Genomic DNA, 18,231 nt, shown 5'->3' on the forward strand with positions numbered 1-18,231 from the left:
ATGTTAAAATTCAGTGACTTGAATCAGGATCCCGGCCATGTTGAAGCAGCGCACCCTCAAAACCGTCGTTACCGCCACCGGCGTCGGCCTGCACAGCGGCAACAAGGTCACGCTCACCCTGCGCCCCGCCGCGCCGGATACTGGCATCGTGTTCCATCGCGTCGATCTCGACCCGGTGGTCGATCTGCCCGCCGACCCCTACGCCGTCTGCGATACCCGCATGTGCTCCGGCCTGCAGCGCGAGGGCGCCAAGGTCAATACCGTCGAGCACCTCATGTCGGCCCTCGCCGGGCTGGGCGTCGACAACGCCCACATCGACGTGGACGCGGCCGAGATCCCCATCCTCGACGGCAGCGCCGGCCCCTTCGTGTTCCTGATCCAGTCCGCCGGCATCGAGGAGCAGAAGGCCCCCAAGCGTTTCCTGCGCGTCAAGAAGCCCGTCGAGTACGTCGAGGGCGACAAGTGGGTTCGCCTCGAGCCTCACGACGGCTTCAAGCTGAGCTTCTCCATCGTCTTCAACCACCCGGCCATCGACAGCACCGGCACCTCGGTCACCGTCGATTTTGCCGATCACTCCTACGTGCGCGAGGTCTCCCGGGCGCGCACCTTCGGCTTCATGCAGGACGTGGAGTTCATGCGCGCCAACGGCCTCGGCTTGGGCGGCAGCCTCGACAACGCCATCGTGATGGATGAATACCGGGTGCTCAACGCCGACGGCCTGCGCTACGCCGACGAGTTCGTGAAGCACAAGGTGCTCGACGCCATCGGCGACCTCTACCTCGCCGGCCATCCGCTGCTGGCGTCCTACAGCGCCTACAAGGCCGGGCACGCCCTCAACAACCAGATCCTCCGCGTGCTGCTGGAAGACAAGACCGCCTGGGACATCGTCGCCTTCGAGGAAGACGCCAGCACCCCGCCGGCGGTCGCCCAGCTCTTCGACCTGGCCCTGGGCTGAGGCTGGCGCGATGCTCCTGCTCCGGCTGCTCGCCGTGCTGGTCGGGATCGGCATCGGCGCTTCGGTCTTCGCCTACTTCTTCACCCGCGAACCGCGCTATCTGGCGCTGGCGTGGAAGCTCTTCCGCTGGGCGCTCGTCATGGCGCTGGTGTTCTTTGCGCTGCTGATTCTCGAGCGGGTGCTCGTTCCCTTCGTTTAGCCCGCACTCTTCACAAACCGCCTGAGCGCCTTGGCCAGCGGCGAATCCGCCGGCAGGCTGGCGGCCAGGTCGCCCAGCCCGCTGCGGGTGGATTCGCTCACATGGCGATCCGGCGGTGGCGGGGCGGGCGGGCGGTATTCGGGCACCGACACCTTCACCTTGATGTCCCGCAGCAGCACGCCGGCGCGGGCGAAGTCGGCCAGCAGGCTGGGCACCGCCTGGCGCAGCTTGACGGCCAGCCCGGCGCTCTCCACGTGGATCACCAGATCCTCGCCCTTCAGGTTGGCCACCTTGCAGGCGGCGGCCATGTAGTCGGGGAGCAGGCTGGCCAGCTGGCGCTGCAGGCGCAGCAGTCGGGCCGCGTGGGCCTGCAGGCGGGCAAGGCTGTCGCCGCTGCCGAGATAGGTGTCGATCGGGTTGGTCTTGGCCATCGGGGCTTGGAATTCTGAGAAGCGCCCCCATCCTATGGGGAAGCCTTTCCGCGGACAAGAGTGAGCGGCGTCTTGTCCTGCGTCACGGTCGTGTCCGGACGACATGATAGAATCCGCCCTTTGCCGCGTTTTCCCTTCCAAATCAAATGATCGCAGGCCTTCTCAAGAAAATTTTCGGCAGCCGCAACGACCGCCTGATCCGCCAGTACAGCCAGACGGTGCGCACCATCAACGCCCTCGAGCCGAAGATCCAGGCCCTGACCGACGAGGAGCTGCGCGGCAAGACGGATGAATTCCGCCAGCGCGTCGCCAAGGGCGAGAGCCTCGACGACCTGCTGCCCGAAGCCTTCGCGGTGGTCCGCGAAGCCGGCAAGCGGGTGCACGGCATGCGCCACTTCGACATGCAGATGGTGGGCGGGATGGTGCTGCACGCCGGCAAGATCGCCGAAATGCGCACCGGCGAAGGCAAGACCCTCACCGCCACGCTGCCGGTGTACCTCAACGCGCTCTCGGGCAAGGGCGTGCATGTCATCACCGTCAATGACTACCTCGCCAGCCGCGACTCGGACTGGATGGGGCGCATCTACCGCTTCCTGGGCCTCACCGTGGGCTGCAACCTGTCGCAGATGCCCCACGACCAGAAGAAGGACGCCTACGCGGCGGACATCACCTACGGCACCAACAACGAGTTCGGCTTCGACTACCTGCGCGACAACATGGTCTACGACGTGGCCGAGCGGGTGCAGCGTGGCCTCAACTATGCCATCGTCGACGAAGTGGATTCGATCCTCATCGACGAAGCCCGCACGCCGCTGATCATCTCCGGCCAGGCCGAGGATCACACCGAACTCTACGTGCGCATGAACGCCGTGCCCACCCTGCTGACCCGTCAGGAAGGCGAGGGCGAGAACATCACCACGCCGGGCGACTACACCGTCGACCTCAAGGCCCACTCGGTGCTCCTCACCGAACAAGGCCACGAGCACGCCGAAGAGATTCTGGGCAACCTGGGCCTGCTGCCCGAAGGGGCCAGCCTGTACGATCCGGGCAACATCCTGTTGATCCACCACCTCTACGCCGCCCTGCGGGCCCACGCGCTGTATCACAAGGACCAGCACTACGTGGTGCAGAACGGCGAAGTCGTCATCGTCGACGAATTCACCGGCCGCCTCATGGCTGGCCGTCGCTGGTCCGAGGGCCTGCACCAGGCCGTCGAGGCCAAGGAAGGCGTGAAGATCCAGGCTGAGAACCAGACCCTCGCCTCGATCACCTTCCAGAACTACTTCCGGATGTACGGCAAGCTTGCCGGCATGACCGGCACCGCCGACACCGAAGCCTACGAATTCCACCAGATCTACGGCCTCGAAACCGTTGTCGTGCCCACCACCCGTCCGATGATCCGCAAGGACCAGAACGACAAGGTGTACCGCACGATGAAGGAAAAGCACGACGCGATCACCGCCGACATCAAGGATTGCGTGCAGCGCGGCCAGCCGGTGCTGGTGGGCACCACCTCCATCGAGAACTCCGAGCTGCTGTCCGCCATGCTCACCGCGGCCAAGCTGCCCCACAACGTGCTCAACGCCAAGCAGCACGCCCGCGAGGCCGAGATCGTGGCCGAAGCCGGCCGGCCGGGCGTCATCACCATCGCCACCAACATGGCCGGTCGCGGCACCGACATCGTGCTGGGCGGCAACGTCGAGAAGCCTGTCTCCCTCATCCGCGAGGACGAAAGCCTCTCCGACGCCGAGAAGGAAGCCCAGATCACCCAGCTGCGCGACGAGTGGAAGGTCCGCCACGAACAGGTGCTGCAGGCCGGCGGTCTCAAGATCATCGGCACCGAGCGCCACGAATCCCGTCGTATCGACAATCAGCTGCGGGGCCGTTCCGGTCGTCAGGGCGACCCGGGCGAGAGCCGCTTCTACCTCTCCCTCGAAGATCCGCTGATGAAGATCTTCGCCGGCGAGCGGCTCAACGCCATCATGGTCCGCCTCAAGATGCCCGAAGGCGAGGCCATCGAAGCCGGCATGGTGACCCGCTCCCTCGAAACCGCCCAGCGCAAGGTCGAGCAGCGCAACTTCGACATCCGCAAGCAGCTGCTCGAGTACGACGACGTCTCCAACGACCAGCGCAAGGTGATCTACCAGCAGCGCAACGAGTTGCTCGAAACCACCGACATCTCCGAGACCATCGCCGGCATGCGCGAAGGCGTGCTCCACGACCTGTTCCGCGTGTACGTGCCCGAGAACTCGGTCGAGGAGCAGTGGGACATCCCGGGCCTCGAGCTGGCTCTCGAATCCGACTACCAGCTCAAGCTGCCGGTGGGCGAATGGATCAAGGCCGATCCGTCCATCAGCGACGACGACATCCTGCAGCGCCTGCTGGACGCCTCCGCCCAGGCCTACGCCGACAAGATCGCCCTGGTCGACCCGGCCGCCTGGCACGGCTTCGAGCGCAACGTGATGCTGCAGAGCCTCGACACCCACTGGCGCGAACACCTCTCCGCGCTGGATCACCTGCGCCAGGGCATCCACCTGCGCGGCTACGCCCAGAAGAACCCCAAGCAGGAATACAAGCGCGAAGCCTTCGAGCTGTTCAAGAACCTCCTGCAGGTCGTGCGCACTGAAGTCACCAAGCTGCTGATGACCGTCCAGATCCGCTCCGAGGCGCAGATCGAGGAAGCCGAATTGACGCCGGCGCTGGAGAACGTCCAGTATCACCACGCCGACTACGACGAAGCGCTGGCCACTGCCAACCCGGACCGCGACGTCAATCAGCCGGAAACCAACCTCGCGCCGAAGGTCGGCCGCAACGACCCGTGCCCCTGCGGCTCCGGCAAGAAGTACAAGCACTGCCACGGCAAGCTCTCCTGAAAAAGGAGCGATAAACCTACTGCGCGACCCGATCCTGCGACTGCGGTGCTCGCTGTACTCCAGTACAGCTGCGCGCCTCCCCGCAGCCTCGGGCCGTTCGCTACGGTTTCCCGCCCCTTTTCAACGGGGTAGTCGTTCTTTGACAAGGCCCGCTTTCGAGCGGGCCTTGTGCGTTGACGGTGCCTCAAGCTGCAACGTCGCCTGCCGTTATCCGCGGAAGAGGTGACCCCATGAATTCCACGAGCGCAGTGCCTTCCGATCTGGCGGCCTGGATCGACCGCATCCGCGGCCGCGACATGCCGGTGTTTGCCCGCACCGTCGACGCCCTGCGACGAATCGTCGGGGACGAGCGGGCGTCGGCCTCCGCCTTGTCGCAGGTCATCCTCAAGGATGCGCCGATGACCACCAAGGTGCTGCGGCTCGCCAACAGCGCCTACTTCAATCACGCGCACCAGGGCATCAACACCGTCTCGCGGGCCATCGTGGTGCTGGGCTTCGACCCGGTGGCCCAGCTCGCCCTGTCGGTGGCGCTCATCGACGCGCTCCTGGGCGGCGGCGTGCGCTGCCGGGTTCATCGGGAGATGGCGCGCAGCTTCCATGCGGCGGTCCAGGCCCGCTGGGCGATCCAGCGGCGGGGCGAGTCGCTGGGCGAGGAGGTCTTCATCGCGGCCCTGCTGTCGCGGGTCGGTGAAATGGCCTTCTGGTGCTTTGGCGGCGAGCAGGCGCAGGCGCTGGAGCGCTGCATGAGCCAGGGCGGCGTGCGCGAGGAGGAGGCCCAGCAGATGGTGCTGGGCTTTTCGCTGCGCCACCTTTCTGCCGGGCTGGTGCGCGAGTGGCGGCTGGGCTCTCTTGCGGCGGCGGCCATCGAAGGCGATGTGCGCAGCCGCGGCCCAGAGCGGGCCGTGGTGATCGGCGAGCGCCTGGCCCGGGCAGCCGAGGAGGGCTGGGATTCCGCGGCGGCCCGGCGGGCGATCCGCGAGGCGGCCGATTATCTCGCGCTGCCGCCATCGGCGGTGAGCGCCGAGGTCGTCGCCAACGCCGACGAGGCCGCCCGGGTGGCCGCCTTCTTCGGCGCGCCCGAGGCCGGTCGGGCCATTCCCAGGGGGGCGCCTTTCACCGCGGCGCCGGAGCCGGAGGCGGCGGCCGTTCCGGCGGCGCCCGATGCGGCGCTGCAGCTTCGCATCCTGCAGGATCTGGCCGCCATGAGCCTGGAGCGCGTGGCCATCGCCGACATCCTGCAGCTCGCTGCCGAGGGCGTCCTGCGGGGCGTGGGCTGCGAGCGGGTGGTGGTGGCGCTGCTCACGCCGGACCGCCTTCACCTGCAGGGCAAGATGGGCCTCGGTGCAGGCGGCGAGGCGCTGTGTGCGCGTTTTGCGTTTTCGATGGATGGCGACCCGGACGACGTGGTGGACGACGCCATCGACAGCGGCAAGGCGTGCTGGGTCAATCCGGCCCGCGTCGAGCGTGGCGGCACCGAGCGGCTGCTGGCGGTCACCGCCAGCGAGTCGGGCTTCGTGGTGCCTTTCGGGTCGGCGACCCGGCGGATCGGCGTGCTCTACGCCGACCGCAACGGCCGGCTGCTGGACGACGAGAGCTGGCGGGCCGTCCAGCATTTCGCCCTCCAGGCCAGCCTGGCGGTGGCGCTGTGCGCAGCCGATGGGGGTTCGGGCTGACGGGCAGGTGTCCCGGTAACGTCTCCCGGATTATCATGGCGTTCTTCTGCCAATCGGCGCCTGTTCCTGGAGTCTTTCATGCCTGTCCTGCTTTCCCCCCCTGAAGCCGCTGCCCTGTTTCCCGTGCCCGGTGTCCGCCTTGGCGTCACCGAGGCGGGGGTGCGCAAGGTCAATCGCAAGGATCTCACGCTGATCGAACTGGCGCCGGGCGCCCGGGTGGCCGGGGTGTTCACCCAGAACCGCTTCTGCGCCGCGCCGGTGCAGGTGTGCAAGGCCCATCTGCCGGCCGGCGGGATCCGCGCGCTGGTCATCAACACCGGCGTCGCCAACGCCGGCACCGGCGAGCCAGGGCTGGCCGCTGCCCGCGCCACCTGCGAGGCGGTGGCCGGCCAGCTGGGCATCGCGGCGAGCCAGGTGCTGCCGTTCTCGACGGGCGTGATCCTCGAGCCGCTGCCGGTAGAACGCATCGTCGCCGGCCTGCCCGCCGCCAAGGTCGCCCTCAAGGCCGACGGCTGGTTCGACGCCGCCCACGGCATCATGACCACCGACACCATCCCCAAGGCGGTTTCGCGCCAGGTGCAGATCGGCGGCAAGACCATCACCCTGACCGGCATCTCCAAGGGCGCCGGGATGATCAAGCCCAACATGGCGACCATGCTCGGCTTCCTCGCCACCGACGCCGACGTGGCCCAGCCGGTGCTGGACGCCCTGCTGAAGGAAGTGGCCGACCTGAGCTTCAACAGCATCACCGTGGATGGCGACACCTCCACCAACGACAGCTACATCCTGATTGCCACCGGCCAGGCCGGCAATGCGACCATCGCCGATACGGCGTCGGCCGACTACGTGGCTTTCCGCCAGGCGGTGCTGGAGGTGTCGATCCTCCTGGCCCAGGCCATCGTGCGCGACGGCGAGGGCGCCACCAAGTTCATCACCCTGCAGATCGAAGGTGGCAAGACCCGCGAGGAGTGCCGCAAGGTGGGCTACGCCATCGGCCATTCGCCGCTGGTGAAGACCGCCTTCTTCGCGTCCGACCCCAACCTGGGCCGCATCCTGGCCGCCATCGGCTACGCCGGCATCGACGATCTGGACGTGTCGCAGCTGCGCGTGTGGCTGGGCAGCAACGGTGAGGAGGTGCTGGTGGCCGAGAAGGGCGGCCGCGCCGAGAGCTATCGTGAGGAAGCCGGCGCCCGCGTGATGGCGGCGGCGGAGATCACGGTGCGGGTCGACCTCGCCCGGGGCGACGCGGCAGCCACCCTGTGGAGCTGCGACTTCTCGTACGACTACGTGAAGATCAACGCCGACTACCGCTCCTGAGCGCCGGCACGGCGGGCGCCCGCGTCAGACGTTCTGGCGCAGGGCGTCCACGATCTGCAGCCGGGTCACCTTCAGCGACGGCACGATTGAAGCGAGCACCGTGCCAAGGAAGCCCACCAGGGCCGCGCTGGCCAGGGTGCCCGGCACCACCTGGATGTAAGCGGTGTAGCCCACGTCCGCGTTGGGGGGCGGGGGCATCGGGATGCCGATGAAGGAAATCAGTTCGGCAAGGCCCACGCCGAGCACCACCCCCAGCACGGCACCGGCAAAGCCCAGGATCGCGCTCTCCACCACGATCAGCAGCGCCACGTCCCGCGAGCGGTTGCCCAGCGCCTGCATCGTGCCGAACTCCCCCTGACGCTCAAAGACGCTCATGTTCACGCTGTTGGTGACCGACAGCAGCACCATCAGCAGGATGATGAACTGGAGTACGCCAAACTGCCGGTCGTAGAGCTGGACGGTCTTGTCGTAGAAATCCGAGAGATCCTTCCAGCGCCGCACGTCGTAGGGGCCGCCGGCGATCTGCGTGGCCACGGCGTCGCGCACCCGGTCGGTGTCCTCGGTCTTGTCCAGCGCCACCACCAGCAGATTGACGCCGGTGGTGAACATCTGCTCCTGCGCCGCGCCCAGGTGGATGCGCACGGCGCGGGCGTCGAAATCCTTCGAGAAGCTCTGGAAGACGCCCACCACCTCGACGTCCAGGGTGTTGAGGCCGCCTTCCGCTGCGGACATCAGCAGGGTGACCCGGTCGCCAGGCTTGAGCCCGAGGGTTCGGGCGACGCCTGCCCCCACCAGGATGCCGTCCCGATCCTTGTCGGTGAGCTGCCGTCCTTCGGAGATGCGGATGAAGCTGCCCAGTCGGGCTTCCTTGTCCGGCTCCACCCCTTCGCCGACGATCGACAGGTCGCGCTTGCCGTTGTTGAGCAGGCCGGTGAAGAACAGGCGGCCCATCACGTCCTGGACGCCTGGGTGCGCTGCGGTGGCCGCGGCGAGCTTTGCCGGGTTCTCGATGAGGTAGCGCTCGGGTGAGCGGGTGCCCTTCTCGAGGAAATCCTTCTTGAAGATCTGGAGGTGGCCGGTCTGGGAGTGGATGATGACCTCGCCCAGCTGGATGAAGGTGTCGTGCACAAAGCCGCCGGCGAGGATCAGGCTGACGACGCCGATGATGACCGCGCCGAGGGTCATGCCGCTGCGCACCTTCTGGCGCAGCACGTTGCGGAACGCCAGCTTGAAGGTGAGGCCGCCAAGGCCGATGCGGGCGAAGAGATCGGAGAGGCGCTGGATGTTCGACATGCTTTGCAGCCCTCAGCGCTGGTGACGCAGGGCGTCGACGATGACCATTTTCGAGGCCTTCCAGGCGGGCAGGATGCTCGCCAGCAGGGTGGTGACCACCGCCAGGGCAAACGCCTCGGCGGCGATCAGCGGATTCACGTTGATGTGGCCGGTGAAGCCGTGGGCCATGCCGGGCGGCGGCGGCATGGGGATGCCGACGTAGGACACCACCGAGGCGATCAGCGAGCCGACGATCACCCCGATCACCCCGCCGATCACGCCCAGCACCAGCCCCTCGATGATGAACATGCGCAGCACGTCGCGGGTCCGCAGGCCGATGGCCATGATGGTGCCGATCTCGCCGGTGCGCTCGATGACCGCCGCGGTGAGGGTGTTGCTGATCGACAAGACGATGATGAGCGCGATCATCAGCTTCACGCTGTCGATCTGCTTGGACATGAGGGTGACGGTCTTCTTGTAGAAGTCGGCAAGCTCGTGCCAGGCGACGAACTGGATGTCCGTCCGTCCGGCTTCCCTGGCCTTGGCGATGAAGGCGTCGGTGTTCTCCGTCCGGTCGAGGAGCACGACCCAGCTGGTGGCGCCGACGCTGCGCGCCAGCTGCTGGGCGATGGGCAGGGGGGCGCGCAGGAAGGCGTCGTCGTAGGCCTTGGTGGCGGTCATGAAGAGGCCGCGCACCCGGCACTCCACCGCGTTGAGGCTGCCCTGGCGGGTGGCCGCGAGCAGTACCACCGTGTCCCCGGTCTTGACGCCCAGGTTGGCAGCAAGCCCCTCGCCGACGATGATGCCGTTCGGTTCTGCCGGCGACAGGGGTTCCCCCGACACGATGTGCACGTTGCGGCTGAGATCGGTCTCGCGGGCCGGGTCCACGCCCTCGCCGGAGAAGCCGATGCTCGACTCGTCGTGGCTGATGAGGCCGGAGAACACCAGGCGCGGCGTGACTGTGGTGACCCCGGGCATGCCCGCAAGCTGGCCCTGCAGGGGGTCGTCCTTGGGCAGGAGATAGGCGTAGGGGTTGGCGATGCCCTTCTCGAAGAACTCGGGGCGGACCACCTGCACGTGGCCGAGATGGGAGTGGATGGTGGACTCGCGCATGTTGTCGAAGATCCACTGGATGAAACCACCCGCGATGATGAGCGCAATCACGCCGCCCGAGATGGTGGCCAGGGCGAACAGCGATCGCCGCTTCTGGCGAACGACATTACGCAGGGCAAGGGACAGGTCGCGGCGGTAGACGTCGAATGACATTGGGGCTGTGCCGGGCGGGGCGGCGGGCGCGGGTAACGGTTGGGATTATATGTTGGCGGGGTTCGGGCGTAATCCTGTTTCTTGCGCGGAGCGATCGAGGGCTGGCTGGCGTGGCCGGCATCCGGCTTGTGAGCGTATACATATATGCGCGGTCGGCAGCGGCGGGCTCGTCCCAGACCTGAAAAAGGAAAACCCCCGCAGGGCGGGGGTTTTCCTTTACCTTCCGGTGCCATGAAGCACCCTTGCGGGTGCTCATGCCATCGAGGCGCTTCTTACTTGGAGGCGCGACGACGGGTCAGGCCAACACCAGCCAGGGCCAGGCCAGCCAGGGCCATGGAGGTGGGTTCCGGAACCTGGAAGTTGCTGGCAGCGTCGGACTGCAGCAGGAAGTTGGGGCCGGTCACGCCGTTGATGGGGCCGACGGACGGAGCGCCAACCAGGGTGGAGCCGTCACCCTTGGTGAAGAGGGCGGACGGGTTGGCTTGGGTGAAGGGGTCGTTGGCTTGGGTGTCCAGGTAGATGGACAGCACGTCGCCCAGCTTCAGGCCGGTGGGGTAGTCGGTGAAGTAGTCCTTGTTGATGTACTGGACCACGGCATCGACGGTGGCGGAGCCGCTACCGGTGACGCTCTTGATGCCCGGGTAGTCGTTACCGTTCGGGGACTTGTCCAGATCGGTGATCAGGGCAGCGCCGGAGGTGGAGAACAAGGTCTGGCCACGGTTGGTGGTGGAGTTGTACGGCAGGATCGAGCCGGACATGATCAGGGTGCCGTCGGCGTAGCCGGTACCAGCCAGGGAGTTGGCGTTCTTCGCGGACACGTAGATCTTGAAGAAGTTGTCGCCACCGGTGGTGGTTTGCAGGTTCAGGGAGTCAACACCGGTCGGCAGGAAGGTGACCGGATCGATGCCCACGGAGCGGGAGGTGACGAGCTCCTGGAAGCCGGCAACGAAGGTCCACTCGAAGGTGCTGTTCAGGCCGGCAACGCCGATGTTGTCGCCGTTGTTGTCCAGGAAGCCGGACAGGGCAGCTTGGGCGTAGCTCTGGAGGATGTCGCCGACGGCGGGTTGGGCAGCGTTGGTGCCGGAAACGGGAGTCACCAGAACGCCGTTAGCAGCCCAGTCGAGGGAGCCAACGGAGATGGTGGAGCCGTTGCCCTGCGGGGAGATGGTGACGATGCCGGCTTGGGCGGAAGCCGCGGCCAGAGCGAGGGCACCGGCAACTGCTGCGAGCTTGAATTTCTTCATTGTGTAACTCCTAGTGTGTTGGAAGTGAGGAGACCGCTGTCTCACGGCTTCTATTAAGCATGTCCTGTGCCAATTTTTTAGTGTGATGATTTTTAAAGAAGAAATTTATGATTTGGGTGGGGGGCTGTGACATGTGTAAAAAATGTCGACGCCCTATTACGGGGAGGCCTGAAATGGGTTTTCAAGCCCCGGATTTTCTGCTTGGAAAGTCAATCGCGATGTCGTTCAGAGTGCGGCGAATATCACGCTTTTTGATGGCTGCGGCGAGGCTTGCGGCGGCGTTGCGGAAGGTGCTTTCGGACAGCAGGCGGCCAGTGGCGGCGCGGATGGTTTCCGGGGTCATCGCGTAGCGGCGCAGCACCAGCCCGGCGCCGGCGCGGGTGACGAAGTGCATGTTGAGGTGCTGGTCGAGGTTCGACGGAATGCCCAGAATGGGTGTTCCTTGAGCGAGTGCCTGGAACGAGGTGGGGCTGCCTCCGTTGCAGATCACCAGGGATGCGCGGGCGGCGGCTTCGTCGCCGGGCAGGTAGTCGGCGCAGAAGACCTTGCCGCCGGTCGTGACGCCGCCGGCGCCGGCGGTGGCGACGATGAGCTGGAAGCCGCTTGGCCGGAGGGCTTCGACCAGCGAGGGGAGCAGCAGCGGGTCGCCCGAGCTGCCGAGGGTGATGTAGATGGTGGAGGCGTCGGGGCTGAGGCGATCCCACCAGTCGGGCCGGGGCAGGTTGGGGGCCCACTGGATGGGGCCGAGGAAGCGGCCGCCGGGGTGATGTTCGTCGGTGAGGCCGTAGAGTTCGGGGATGTCGCTGAAGAGGGTGAGGTCGGCGTCGGTGTAGACGCGGCGCAGGTCGTTGCCGAGGGAGGGCAGGCCGTAGTGCTGGCGCAGCGCGTTCATCGGGCGGCTGTGGTAGGCGAAGGCGAGGGGTCGGGCGAGGTCGAACAGCCACTGGGACAGGCTGACGCCGAGGTAGGGGACCATCGGTAGATCCGGCACGACGAAGTGGGGGGCGAAGGCCGGGCTCCAGTAGGCGTTGGTGATGGTGGCGTAGGGTACGCCGGCGCGCCGGGCAGTGGCCGAGAGGGTGATGCGGAAGTCGCCGATGACCATGTCGGGCCGGTACTGCGCGAGGAGCGCGTCGTCTTCGGCGGCGAAGCCTTTGAGCGTTTCCAGATCGAAGACGGGCTTGCCTTCGGCGAGGTTGCGGATGAAGCGGGCTTTGCCGGTGGGGGTGAGGGTGTGGAGGCGGGCGGGGAAGTCGCGCAGGAAGGGGGCGGAATCGGCGGAGGCGGCCAGCGTCACGTCGTGGCCGGCTTCGTGGAGCAGACCGGCGAGCCGCAGCGGTCGAGCCAGGTGGGCCAGGGTGACATCGTGGGCGACGAGAAGGATGTTCTGTTTGCGCATGGTTCGTCCTGGCGGGTGGGCTGCCGGCTGCCGGTGCAGGCGGGGCGCGGCCTTGCCGGCGCGTTGCCCGTTGGCGCCCGGCGCGGTCGCTCAGGTGTCGCGGCGGAGCGAGACCCACGCAAACCGGCAGTCGATGTCGATCGGCGGGCCGTCGTCGGCGGCGCGTTCGACCCGGCAGGCGAGCGGCACGAGCAGTCCGAGCTTGAGGGCGCCAAGCTCTTCCAGCAAGTTTAGCAGGTGCCCGTCGTGGGCGAGCCTGCCCTGTACGCCGATGCCGACGAGGATGAAGGGCGATTCGGGGGTGTCGTGGGAGGGGGCCGGGGCGAGGCGCAGCGCGGTGGACGAGGCGGCCGCGGGCCGGGCGGCGAGTTGGGCGGCGAGTTGGGCGGCGAGGCGGTGGGACGGGGTGTCTGCGAGGAGGCCGGCCTGGCGCAGGTCGGCCCATTCGGCGAGAGCCTGGCGGGCGTCGGCTTGCCGGGCGAGGAGGGTTTGGTGATTGTGCGCGAGTTGTTGGAGGCGCTGGCGCAGGGCTTGGTGCTCATCCTGGGCGGCTTGGTGGGCGTGGAGCGCGAAGGCGAGCAGGGTGGCGCCGGTGGCGATGGCTGTGCCGGCGATGGCGAGGGGCCGCCGCAGCGGTGGCGGGATGCGGGCGAGGAGCGGGGTCATCGGGGCGGGGTGTCGAATGTCAGGCGCAGGCCGAGGCGCTGGCGGGGGGCGTCGGTGTCGAGGGTGTCGCCGTCGATGGGGCTGACGGTGGCACGGGTTTGCTCGCGGAGGGCCTGGGTGAAGGCGTCGGCGAGATCGGGGGAGGCGTCGGGGAGGTCGAGGCGGAGGTCGAGGCGGGGCGCGGTGTGGGTGTCGTGGGGGTCGAAGGACCAGTCGAGGCGGGTGAGGCTGACCTGGGGAAAGCGGGTGAGGGCGCGGGAGATTGCGTGGAGCGCGGCGGTGGGCTGGCTGCCGGCGAGCAGTTGGGGGAGGCGTTGGTGGGCGGCGTGGATGCGCTCGGGGGGCATGGGGGTTGGGGGGATCGCGGCTTGGGCTTGGGCGATGGCGCGCTCGGCGTTTGCGATGTGCTGGCGCAGGCGGTCGATGTCTTGCCGGGTGGTCTGGGTGGCGTCGAGGGTGCCGTAGGCAACGACGCCCGCTGCGCTGGCGAACAGGGCGGCGCCAAGGATGAGGGCGGTGCCGGCGCGCCGGAGGGTGTGCTGGCGCTGCAGGCCCGGGGTGTGGATCGACGGGATGCGCCGGTGCCGGGCGAGGGTGCGGTGGAGGAGCGGGGTGAGATCGGCGTCGGGCGGTTCGGGGGCGCCGCAGGCTCGGGCGAGGGCGGCGAGATCGACGCAGTCGAGGTCGGGCGGGGCGAGCTGGCGGATTGCACCGTGGGCGGCCTGAGGGGCGATGAACAGGAGCTGGAGCGGGGTTTCCCGCGGGAGGAGGCGCTGGCTGGCGAGGTGTTGGCGGGTGCGCAGGAGTTCCTGGACGTGGGTGTGCCAGGCGTGGGGTTCGGCCGGGGTGAGGCGGCTGAAGCGCAGGTGAGGGCCGGTGTAGCAGGAGACCCGTAGCCCGGCGGGCCCGAGGCTGGCGACCAGCCGGGCCTGCGCCGGGCCGGGCGGCGGCGGCAGGTGGCGGAGCAGGGGGAGCGCGGCGAAGGGGGCGGAGTGGATGCCGGTGAGCGCGGCGTTGGCGTGCCGGAGGGCGTCGAGCCAGGGCTTGAGTTGGTCCGGGCGTACGAGGCTGGCGAACAGGCAGTCGTCGGCGGGGGCGTCGCCGGCCAGGGCGGGGAGGGGGGCTTCGGTGAAGTAGGGCGTTTCGTGGGCGAGGCGTTCGCGGCGCCGGGCCAGGAGGGCGCGGCGGTCGCCGGCGGAGAGCTTGGGCAGGGGTTCGACGGTGAAGAACTCGTCCGGGACGTCTACCAGCAGGGTGAAGCGGAGGGTGGGGTGCTGGGCGAGGTGCTCGGCGAAGCGGGCGAGCCCGTCGTGCGTGGGGCTGAAGCGCTGCGGCGGCGTGGCGTCGGACGGGGGCTGGGGGTGCCAGGCGAGGCCGTCGCGGGTGAGGTGGAGGAGGGTGCGTCCGGCCATGGCTCAGAGCTTGAGTTGGGTGACGATGTCGTAGATGGGGAGCATCACGGCGCTCATTACGGCGAGCAGCAGCAGGCCGAGGATGACGGTGAGCGCGGGTTCGATGCTGGCCTGGAGGCGGGCGATGGCTTCGCGGACGTCGCGTTCGTAGAAGTAGCTGACGTTGGTGAGGGCGTCGTCGAGGGCGCCGGTGGTCTCGCCAATGCGCAGCATGCGGGCGACGAGGGGTGGGAACAGGGTGCTGCTGCCAAAGGCGTCGGAGAGCGAGTGGCCGTGCTCGATGCGATGGGCGGCGAGGGCGAGGGCGCGTTCCATCGGGAGGTTGCCGAGGGTGTCGGCGGCGACGCGCAAGGCGTCGACGATGGTGATGCCGGCGCCGTACATGAGGGCGAAGAGGCTGGTGAAGCGGGCGAGGATGAGCTTGCGGCGGACTTCGCCCAGAATGGGTGTGCGCAGCAGCCAGGCGTCGCGGCGGTAGCGCACGGCGGGGCGGGTGGCGATGGCGTGGCGCAGGCCGAGGGCGCCGATCAGGGCGATGCCGGCGAGCACGGCGCCGTGCTGGCGGAGGAGGCCGGAGAGGCCGATGAGGGCGCGGGTCTGGAGGGGAAGGGGCTGGCCGGCGGTCTGGAACAGTTTGGCGAGTTCGGGCACCACATGGATGAGGGCGACGCCGACGGCGAGCAGGACGATGGCGAGGACGATGGCGGGGTAGATGGCGATGCGGCGGGTGAAGGCGGCGAGTTCGTCGTCGCGCTTGAGGCTGGCGCTGATGGCGCGCAGGACGGTGGGCAGCTCGCCGGCCCGTTCGCCCGCCCGGACGAGGCTGCAGAACACGGCGTCGAAGGCGTGGGGGTGGTTCTCGAGGGCGCGGGAGAGGCTGTCGCCACCTTCGACGGCGCGACGCACTGCGGCGATGGTTGCGCGGAAGGCCGGGTGGTCGGTGGCGTCGTGGAGGTCGTCGAGGCTTTCGAGGATGGGCACGCCGGCCTGGAGGAACTGTTCGAGGTGGAAGCAGAAGTTGATGAGTTCGCGCCGGGGCGGCCGGTCGGCGCCGGGCCAGCGCAGGGCGGGGCGGGCGTGGATGAGTTCGAGCTGGCGCCGCTGCAGGCGCTGTTCGAGTTCGGCCGGGTTGAGGGCGTCGAGCCGGCCGCGGACGAGGCGGCCCAGCGGGTCGAGGGCCCGGTAGGCGTAGGTGGTCATGGGGCCATGCGGTCGGTGAGGTCGATGACGCGGCGGAGTTCGTCGAGGCTGGTGTCGCCGGCGAGCACGCGACGGCAGCCGTCGTCGGCGAGGGCACGGAACCCCTTCTGGCGGGCGGATTCGAGGATCTCGCGGGCGGTGGCGCGCCGGGCGATGAGTTCGTCGAGGTCGGCGTCGAGGCGCAGGACCTCCATGATGGCGAGGCGGCCGCGGTAGCCCTGGTGGTCGCACTGGGGGCAGCCGGTGGCGTCGAAGATGAGCGGGCGTTCGGCGGTGTCGGCGAGGGCGAGCAGGGGGAGTTCGGCGTCGCGGGCCGGCCGCCCGCTGCGGCAGGCCGGGCAGAGTCGGCGGACTAGCCGCTGGGCGACGATGCCGATGATGTTGCCGGCGAGGATGCTGGGCTGGATGCCGATGTCGAGCAGGCGGGGGATGGCGCCGATGGCCGAGCCGGTGTGGAGGGTGGAGAACACCTGGTGGCCGGTCATGGCGGCCTGGAAGGCCATCCGGGCGGTGTCCCCGTCGCGGATTTCACCCACCAGGATCACGTCGGGATCCTGGCGCAGCATGGCCCGCACGCCGTTGGCGAAGTCGAGGCGGGTGGCTTCGGAGACGGCGGTCTGGCGGATCTGCGGCATCGGGTACTCGACCGGGTCTTCGAGCGTCATGATGTTGACGCCTTCGGCGTTGAGGTGGCCGAGGATGGAGTAGAGGGTGGTGGTCTTGCCGCTGCCGGTGGGGCCGGTGACGAGGATGAGCCCTTCGGGGCGGGCGAGCATGCGCTTGAGGAGGTCGAGCTGGGTGTCGGGGAGGCCGAGTTCGCCCAAGGGCACGAGGCCCTTCTGCCGGTCGAGGATGCGCAGCACGATGTTCTCGCCGTGCAGCGTGGGGAGGGTGGAGACCCGGAAGTCGACGGGGCGGCCGCTGACGTGGAGGGAGATCCGGCCGTCCTGGGCGGAGCGGGTGTCGGCGATGTTGAGGCCGGCCATCACCTTGAGGCGCACGGCCATCGCCGGCCAGCAGCCCCGGTGCAGGGCGCGGATCTGGCGGAGCATGCCGTCGATGCGGTAGCGGATGCGCAGGAAGCCGGCTTCGGGCTCGAAGTGGAGGTCGGAGGCTTCGCGGCGAACCGCGTCGGCGAGGAGGGCGTCGATGAGCCGCACGGTGGGCTGGGTGTATTCGCCGCCGGTGCCGGCGGCTCCCAGGCGTTCGGGTTCGCCGGTTTCGAGTTCGTGGAGGATGCCGTCGATGGACAGGGTGTGGCCGTAGAGCTGGTCGATGGCGCGGGCGATCTCGGAGTCGCCGGCCAGCAGGGTTTCGATGGTGCTGCCTGGCGGGAGCTGGCTGCGCAGCTGGTCGAGGGCGACGAGGTTGTCGACTTCGGCGGAGGCGATCACCAGTGTCCGGCGGGCTTGGTCGTAGCTCAGGGGGATGAGCTTGAGGCGCTTGGCGACGGACTGGGGCACCAGGGCCAGGGCGGCCGGATCGGGCAGGACGTGGGTGAGATCGACGCTTTCTCGGGCGAGGGTCTGGGCGAGGGCGTCGCGCAGGGTGGCTTCGGTGAGGAAGCCCAGCCGAACCAGTTGGCGACCGAGGGCTTCGCCGCTGCGGTGCTGCTCGCGCAGGGCGATGTGGAGCTGGTCGGCGCTGATGAGGCCGAGCTGGAGCAGGGTTTGGCCGATGGGGGCGGGGGCGTTCATGGGGTGGGCGCGGTGGGCTGGAGCGCGGCGAGACGTTCGGCGCAGCGGGCCCGGGGGAAGCGGGCGGCGGCGTCGGGTTGCCGGGCGGCGAGGGTGAGGGCCTTGCGGTAGTGGATGGCGGCCTGGCGTTGCTGGCCGAGGTGGTCGAGGCTGACGGCGAGGTTGTAGACGATGTCGGCGCTGGCGGGGGCAAGGCGGTGGGCGTCGAAGTAGGCTTGCTGGGCTTCGGCCCAGCGTTGCTGGCGGGCGAGCCGGTCGGCCAGGGCGAGCCGTGGCGCGAGGCTTTCCGGGGCGTCGCCGAGGGTGGCGAGGGTGTCGCGGAGCCGGCTGTCGGGCGGTGCGGGGTTGCCGGACGGGAGGCGGGCAAGGCCGGCGAGGGCGGTGGGGTCGTCGGGGCGGGCCTGGAGGGCGCGCCGGAAGTGGGCTTCCGCGTCGGCCGGCCGCTGCCGGACGAGGGCGATCGCGCCCAGGCCGTTGTGGGCGTCGGCGCTGTGCGGGTCGACCGCGAGGGCCCGGCGGTAGAGGGCGTCGGCCTGGGGCAGGTCGCCGGCGGTGTAGGCGCCGTGGGCGGCGAGGAGGGGGGCGGCGTGGTGTGCGTCGGCCGGGGGGGGGTGGAGGCGGAGCGGG

Annotated in this window: 15 protein-coding genes; 5 read left to right on the forward strand and 10 right to left on the reverse strand. The window is 68.8% G+C overall.

Annotated elements, in window-relative coordinates; all coding sequences use genetic code 11:
* The first annotated feature begins 37 nt into the window (after positions 1-37).
* Positions 38-955 carry a UDP-3-O-acyl-N-acetylglucosamine deacetylase gene (lpxC, locus tag ACE3N6_RS11375; RefSeq protein WP_374245858.1) on the forward strand — a complete coding sequence of 306 codons (918 nt, stop codon included), beginning with the start codon at positions 38-40 and terminating at the stop codon, positions 953-955.
* A 10-nt stretch (positions 956-965) separates the two neighbouring features.
* Complete coding sequence (locus ACE3N6_RS11380; RefSeq protein WP_374245860.1) at positions 966-1,154, forward strand: hypothetical protein; 189 nt, start codon at positions 966-968, stop codon at positions 1,152-1,154.
* On the opposite strand, the gene ACE3N6_RS11385 is transcribed toward ACE3N6_RS11380, so the two are convergent.
* Complete coding sequence (locus ACE3N6_RS11385; RefSeq protein ID WP_374245862.1) at positions 1,151-1,585, reverse strand: DciA family protein; 435 nt, start codon at positions 1,583-1,585, stop codon at positions 1,151-1,153. The genes ACE3N6_RS11380 and ACE3N6_RS11385 overlap by 4 nt on opposite strands.
* Before the next feature lie 146 nt (positions 1,586-1,731).
* Here ACE3N6_RS11385 and secA point away from each other — a divergent pair, with 146 nt between their 5' ends.
* From secA to argJ, 3 genes are all read left to right on the forward strand, one after another.
* Positions 1,732-4,458: a preprotein translocase subunit SecA gene (gene secA, locus ACE3N6_RS11390; RefSeq protein ID WP_374245864.1), complete on the forward strand. Its 2,727-nt coding sequence runs from the start codon at positions 1,732-1,734 to the stop codon at positions 4,456-4,458.
* Between the two features lie 230 nt (positions 4,459-4,688).
* On the forward strand, positions 4,689-6,131 hold the full coding sequence (locus ACE3N6_RS11395) for an HDOD domain-containing protein (protein ID WP_374245866.1): 1,443 nt from the start codon (positions 4,689-4,691) through the stop codon (positions 6,129-6,131).
* Between the two features lie 78 nt (positions 6,132-6,209).
* Complete coding sequence (gene argJ / locus ACE3N6_RS11400) at positions 6,210-7,448, forward strand: bifunctional glutamate N-acetyltransferase/amino-acid acetyltransferase ArgJ (protein ID WP_374245868.1); 1,239 nt, start codon at positions 6,210-6,212, stop codon at positions 7,446-7,448.
* A gap of 24 nt (positions 7,449-7,472) precedes the next feature.
* Here argJ and ACE3N6_RS11405 read toward each other — a convergent pair whose 3' ends face one another.
* The 9 genes from ACE3N6_RS11405 to ACE3N6_RS11445 form a co-directional block, all read right to left on the reverse strand.
* Positions 7,473-8,741: an ABC transporter permease gene (locus tag ACE3N6_RS11405; RefSeq protein ID WP_374245870.1), complete on the reverse strand. Its 1,269-nt coding sequence runs from the start codon at positions 8,739-8,741 to the stop codon at positions 7,473-7,475.
* Between the two features lie 12 nt (positions 8,742-8,753).
* A complete protein-coding gene (locus ACE3N6_RS11410) occupies positions 8,754-9,986 on the reverse strand; it encodes an ABC transporter permease (RefSeq protein ID WP_374245872.1) in 1,233 nt (410 codons plus the stop codon).
* A gap of 272 nt (positions 9,987-10,258) precedes the next feature.
* On the reverse strand, positions 10,259-11,230 hold the full coding sequence (locus ACE3N6_RS11415; protein WP_374245874.1) for a PEP-CTERM sorting domain-containing protein: 972 nt from the start codon (positions 11,228-11,230) through the stop codon (positions 10,259-10,261).
* A 181-nt stretch (positions 11,231-11,411) separates the two neighbouring features.
* Positions 11,412-12,629: a glycosyltransferase gene (locus ACE3N6_RS11420; protein WP_374245876.1), complete on the reverse strand. Its 1,218-nt coding sequence runs from the start codon at positions 12,627-12,629 to the stop codon at positions 11,412-11,414.
* A 90-nt stretch (positions 12,630-12,719) separates the two neighbouring features.
* Complete coding sequence (locus ACE3N6_RS11425; RefSeq protein ID WP_374245878.1) at positions 12,720-13,295, reverse strand: hypothetical protein; 576 nt, start codon at positions 13,293-13,295, stop codon at positions 12,720-12,722.
* Positions 13,292-14,707: a hypothetical protein gene (locus tag ACE3N6_RS11430; RefSeq protein WP_374245880.1), complete on the reverse strand. Its 1,416-nt coding sequence runs from the start codon at positions 14,705-14,707 to the stop codon at positions 13,292-13,294. The genes ACE3N6_RS11425 and ACE3N6_RS11430 overlap by 4 nt, the downstream gene beginning before the upstream one ends.
* 3 nt (positions 14,708-14,710) lie before the next feature.
* Entirely contained in the window at positions 14,711-15,907 is a 1,197-nt protein-coding gene (locus tag ACE3N6_RS11435) for a type II secretion system F family protein (RefSeq protein WP_374245881.1), read from the reverse strand.
* Entirely contained in the window at positions 15,904-17,604 is a 1,701-nt protein-coding gene (locus ACE3N6_RS11440) for a GspE/PulE family protein (RefSeq protein ID WP_374245883.1), read from the reverse strand. The genes ACE3N6_RS11435 and ACE3N6_RS11440 overlap by 4 nt, the downstream gene beginning before the upstream one ends.
* On the reverse strand, positions 17,601-18,231 hold a 631-nt coding region (locus ACE3N6_RS11445), incomplete at its 5' end, for a tetratricopeptide repeat protein (RefSeq protein ID WP_374245885.1). The genes ACE3N6_RS11445 and ACE3N6_RS11440, both read right to left, overlap by 4 nt.

This window comes from Zoogloea sp. (assembly GCF_041904905.1).
Taxonomy (GTDB): domain Bacteria; phylum Pseudomonadota; class Gammaproteobacteria; order Burkholderiales; family Rhodocyclaceae; genus Zoogloea.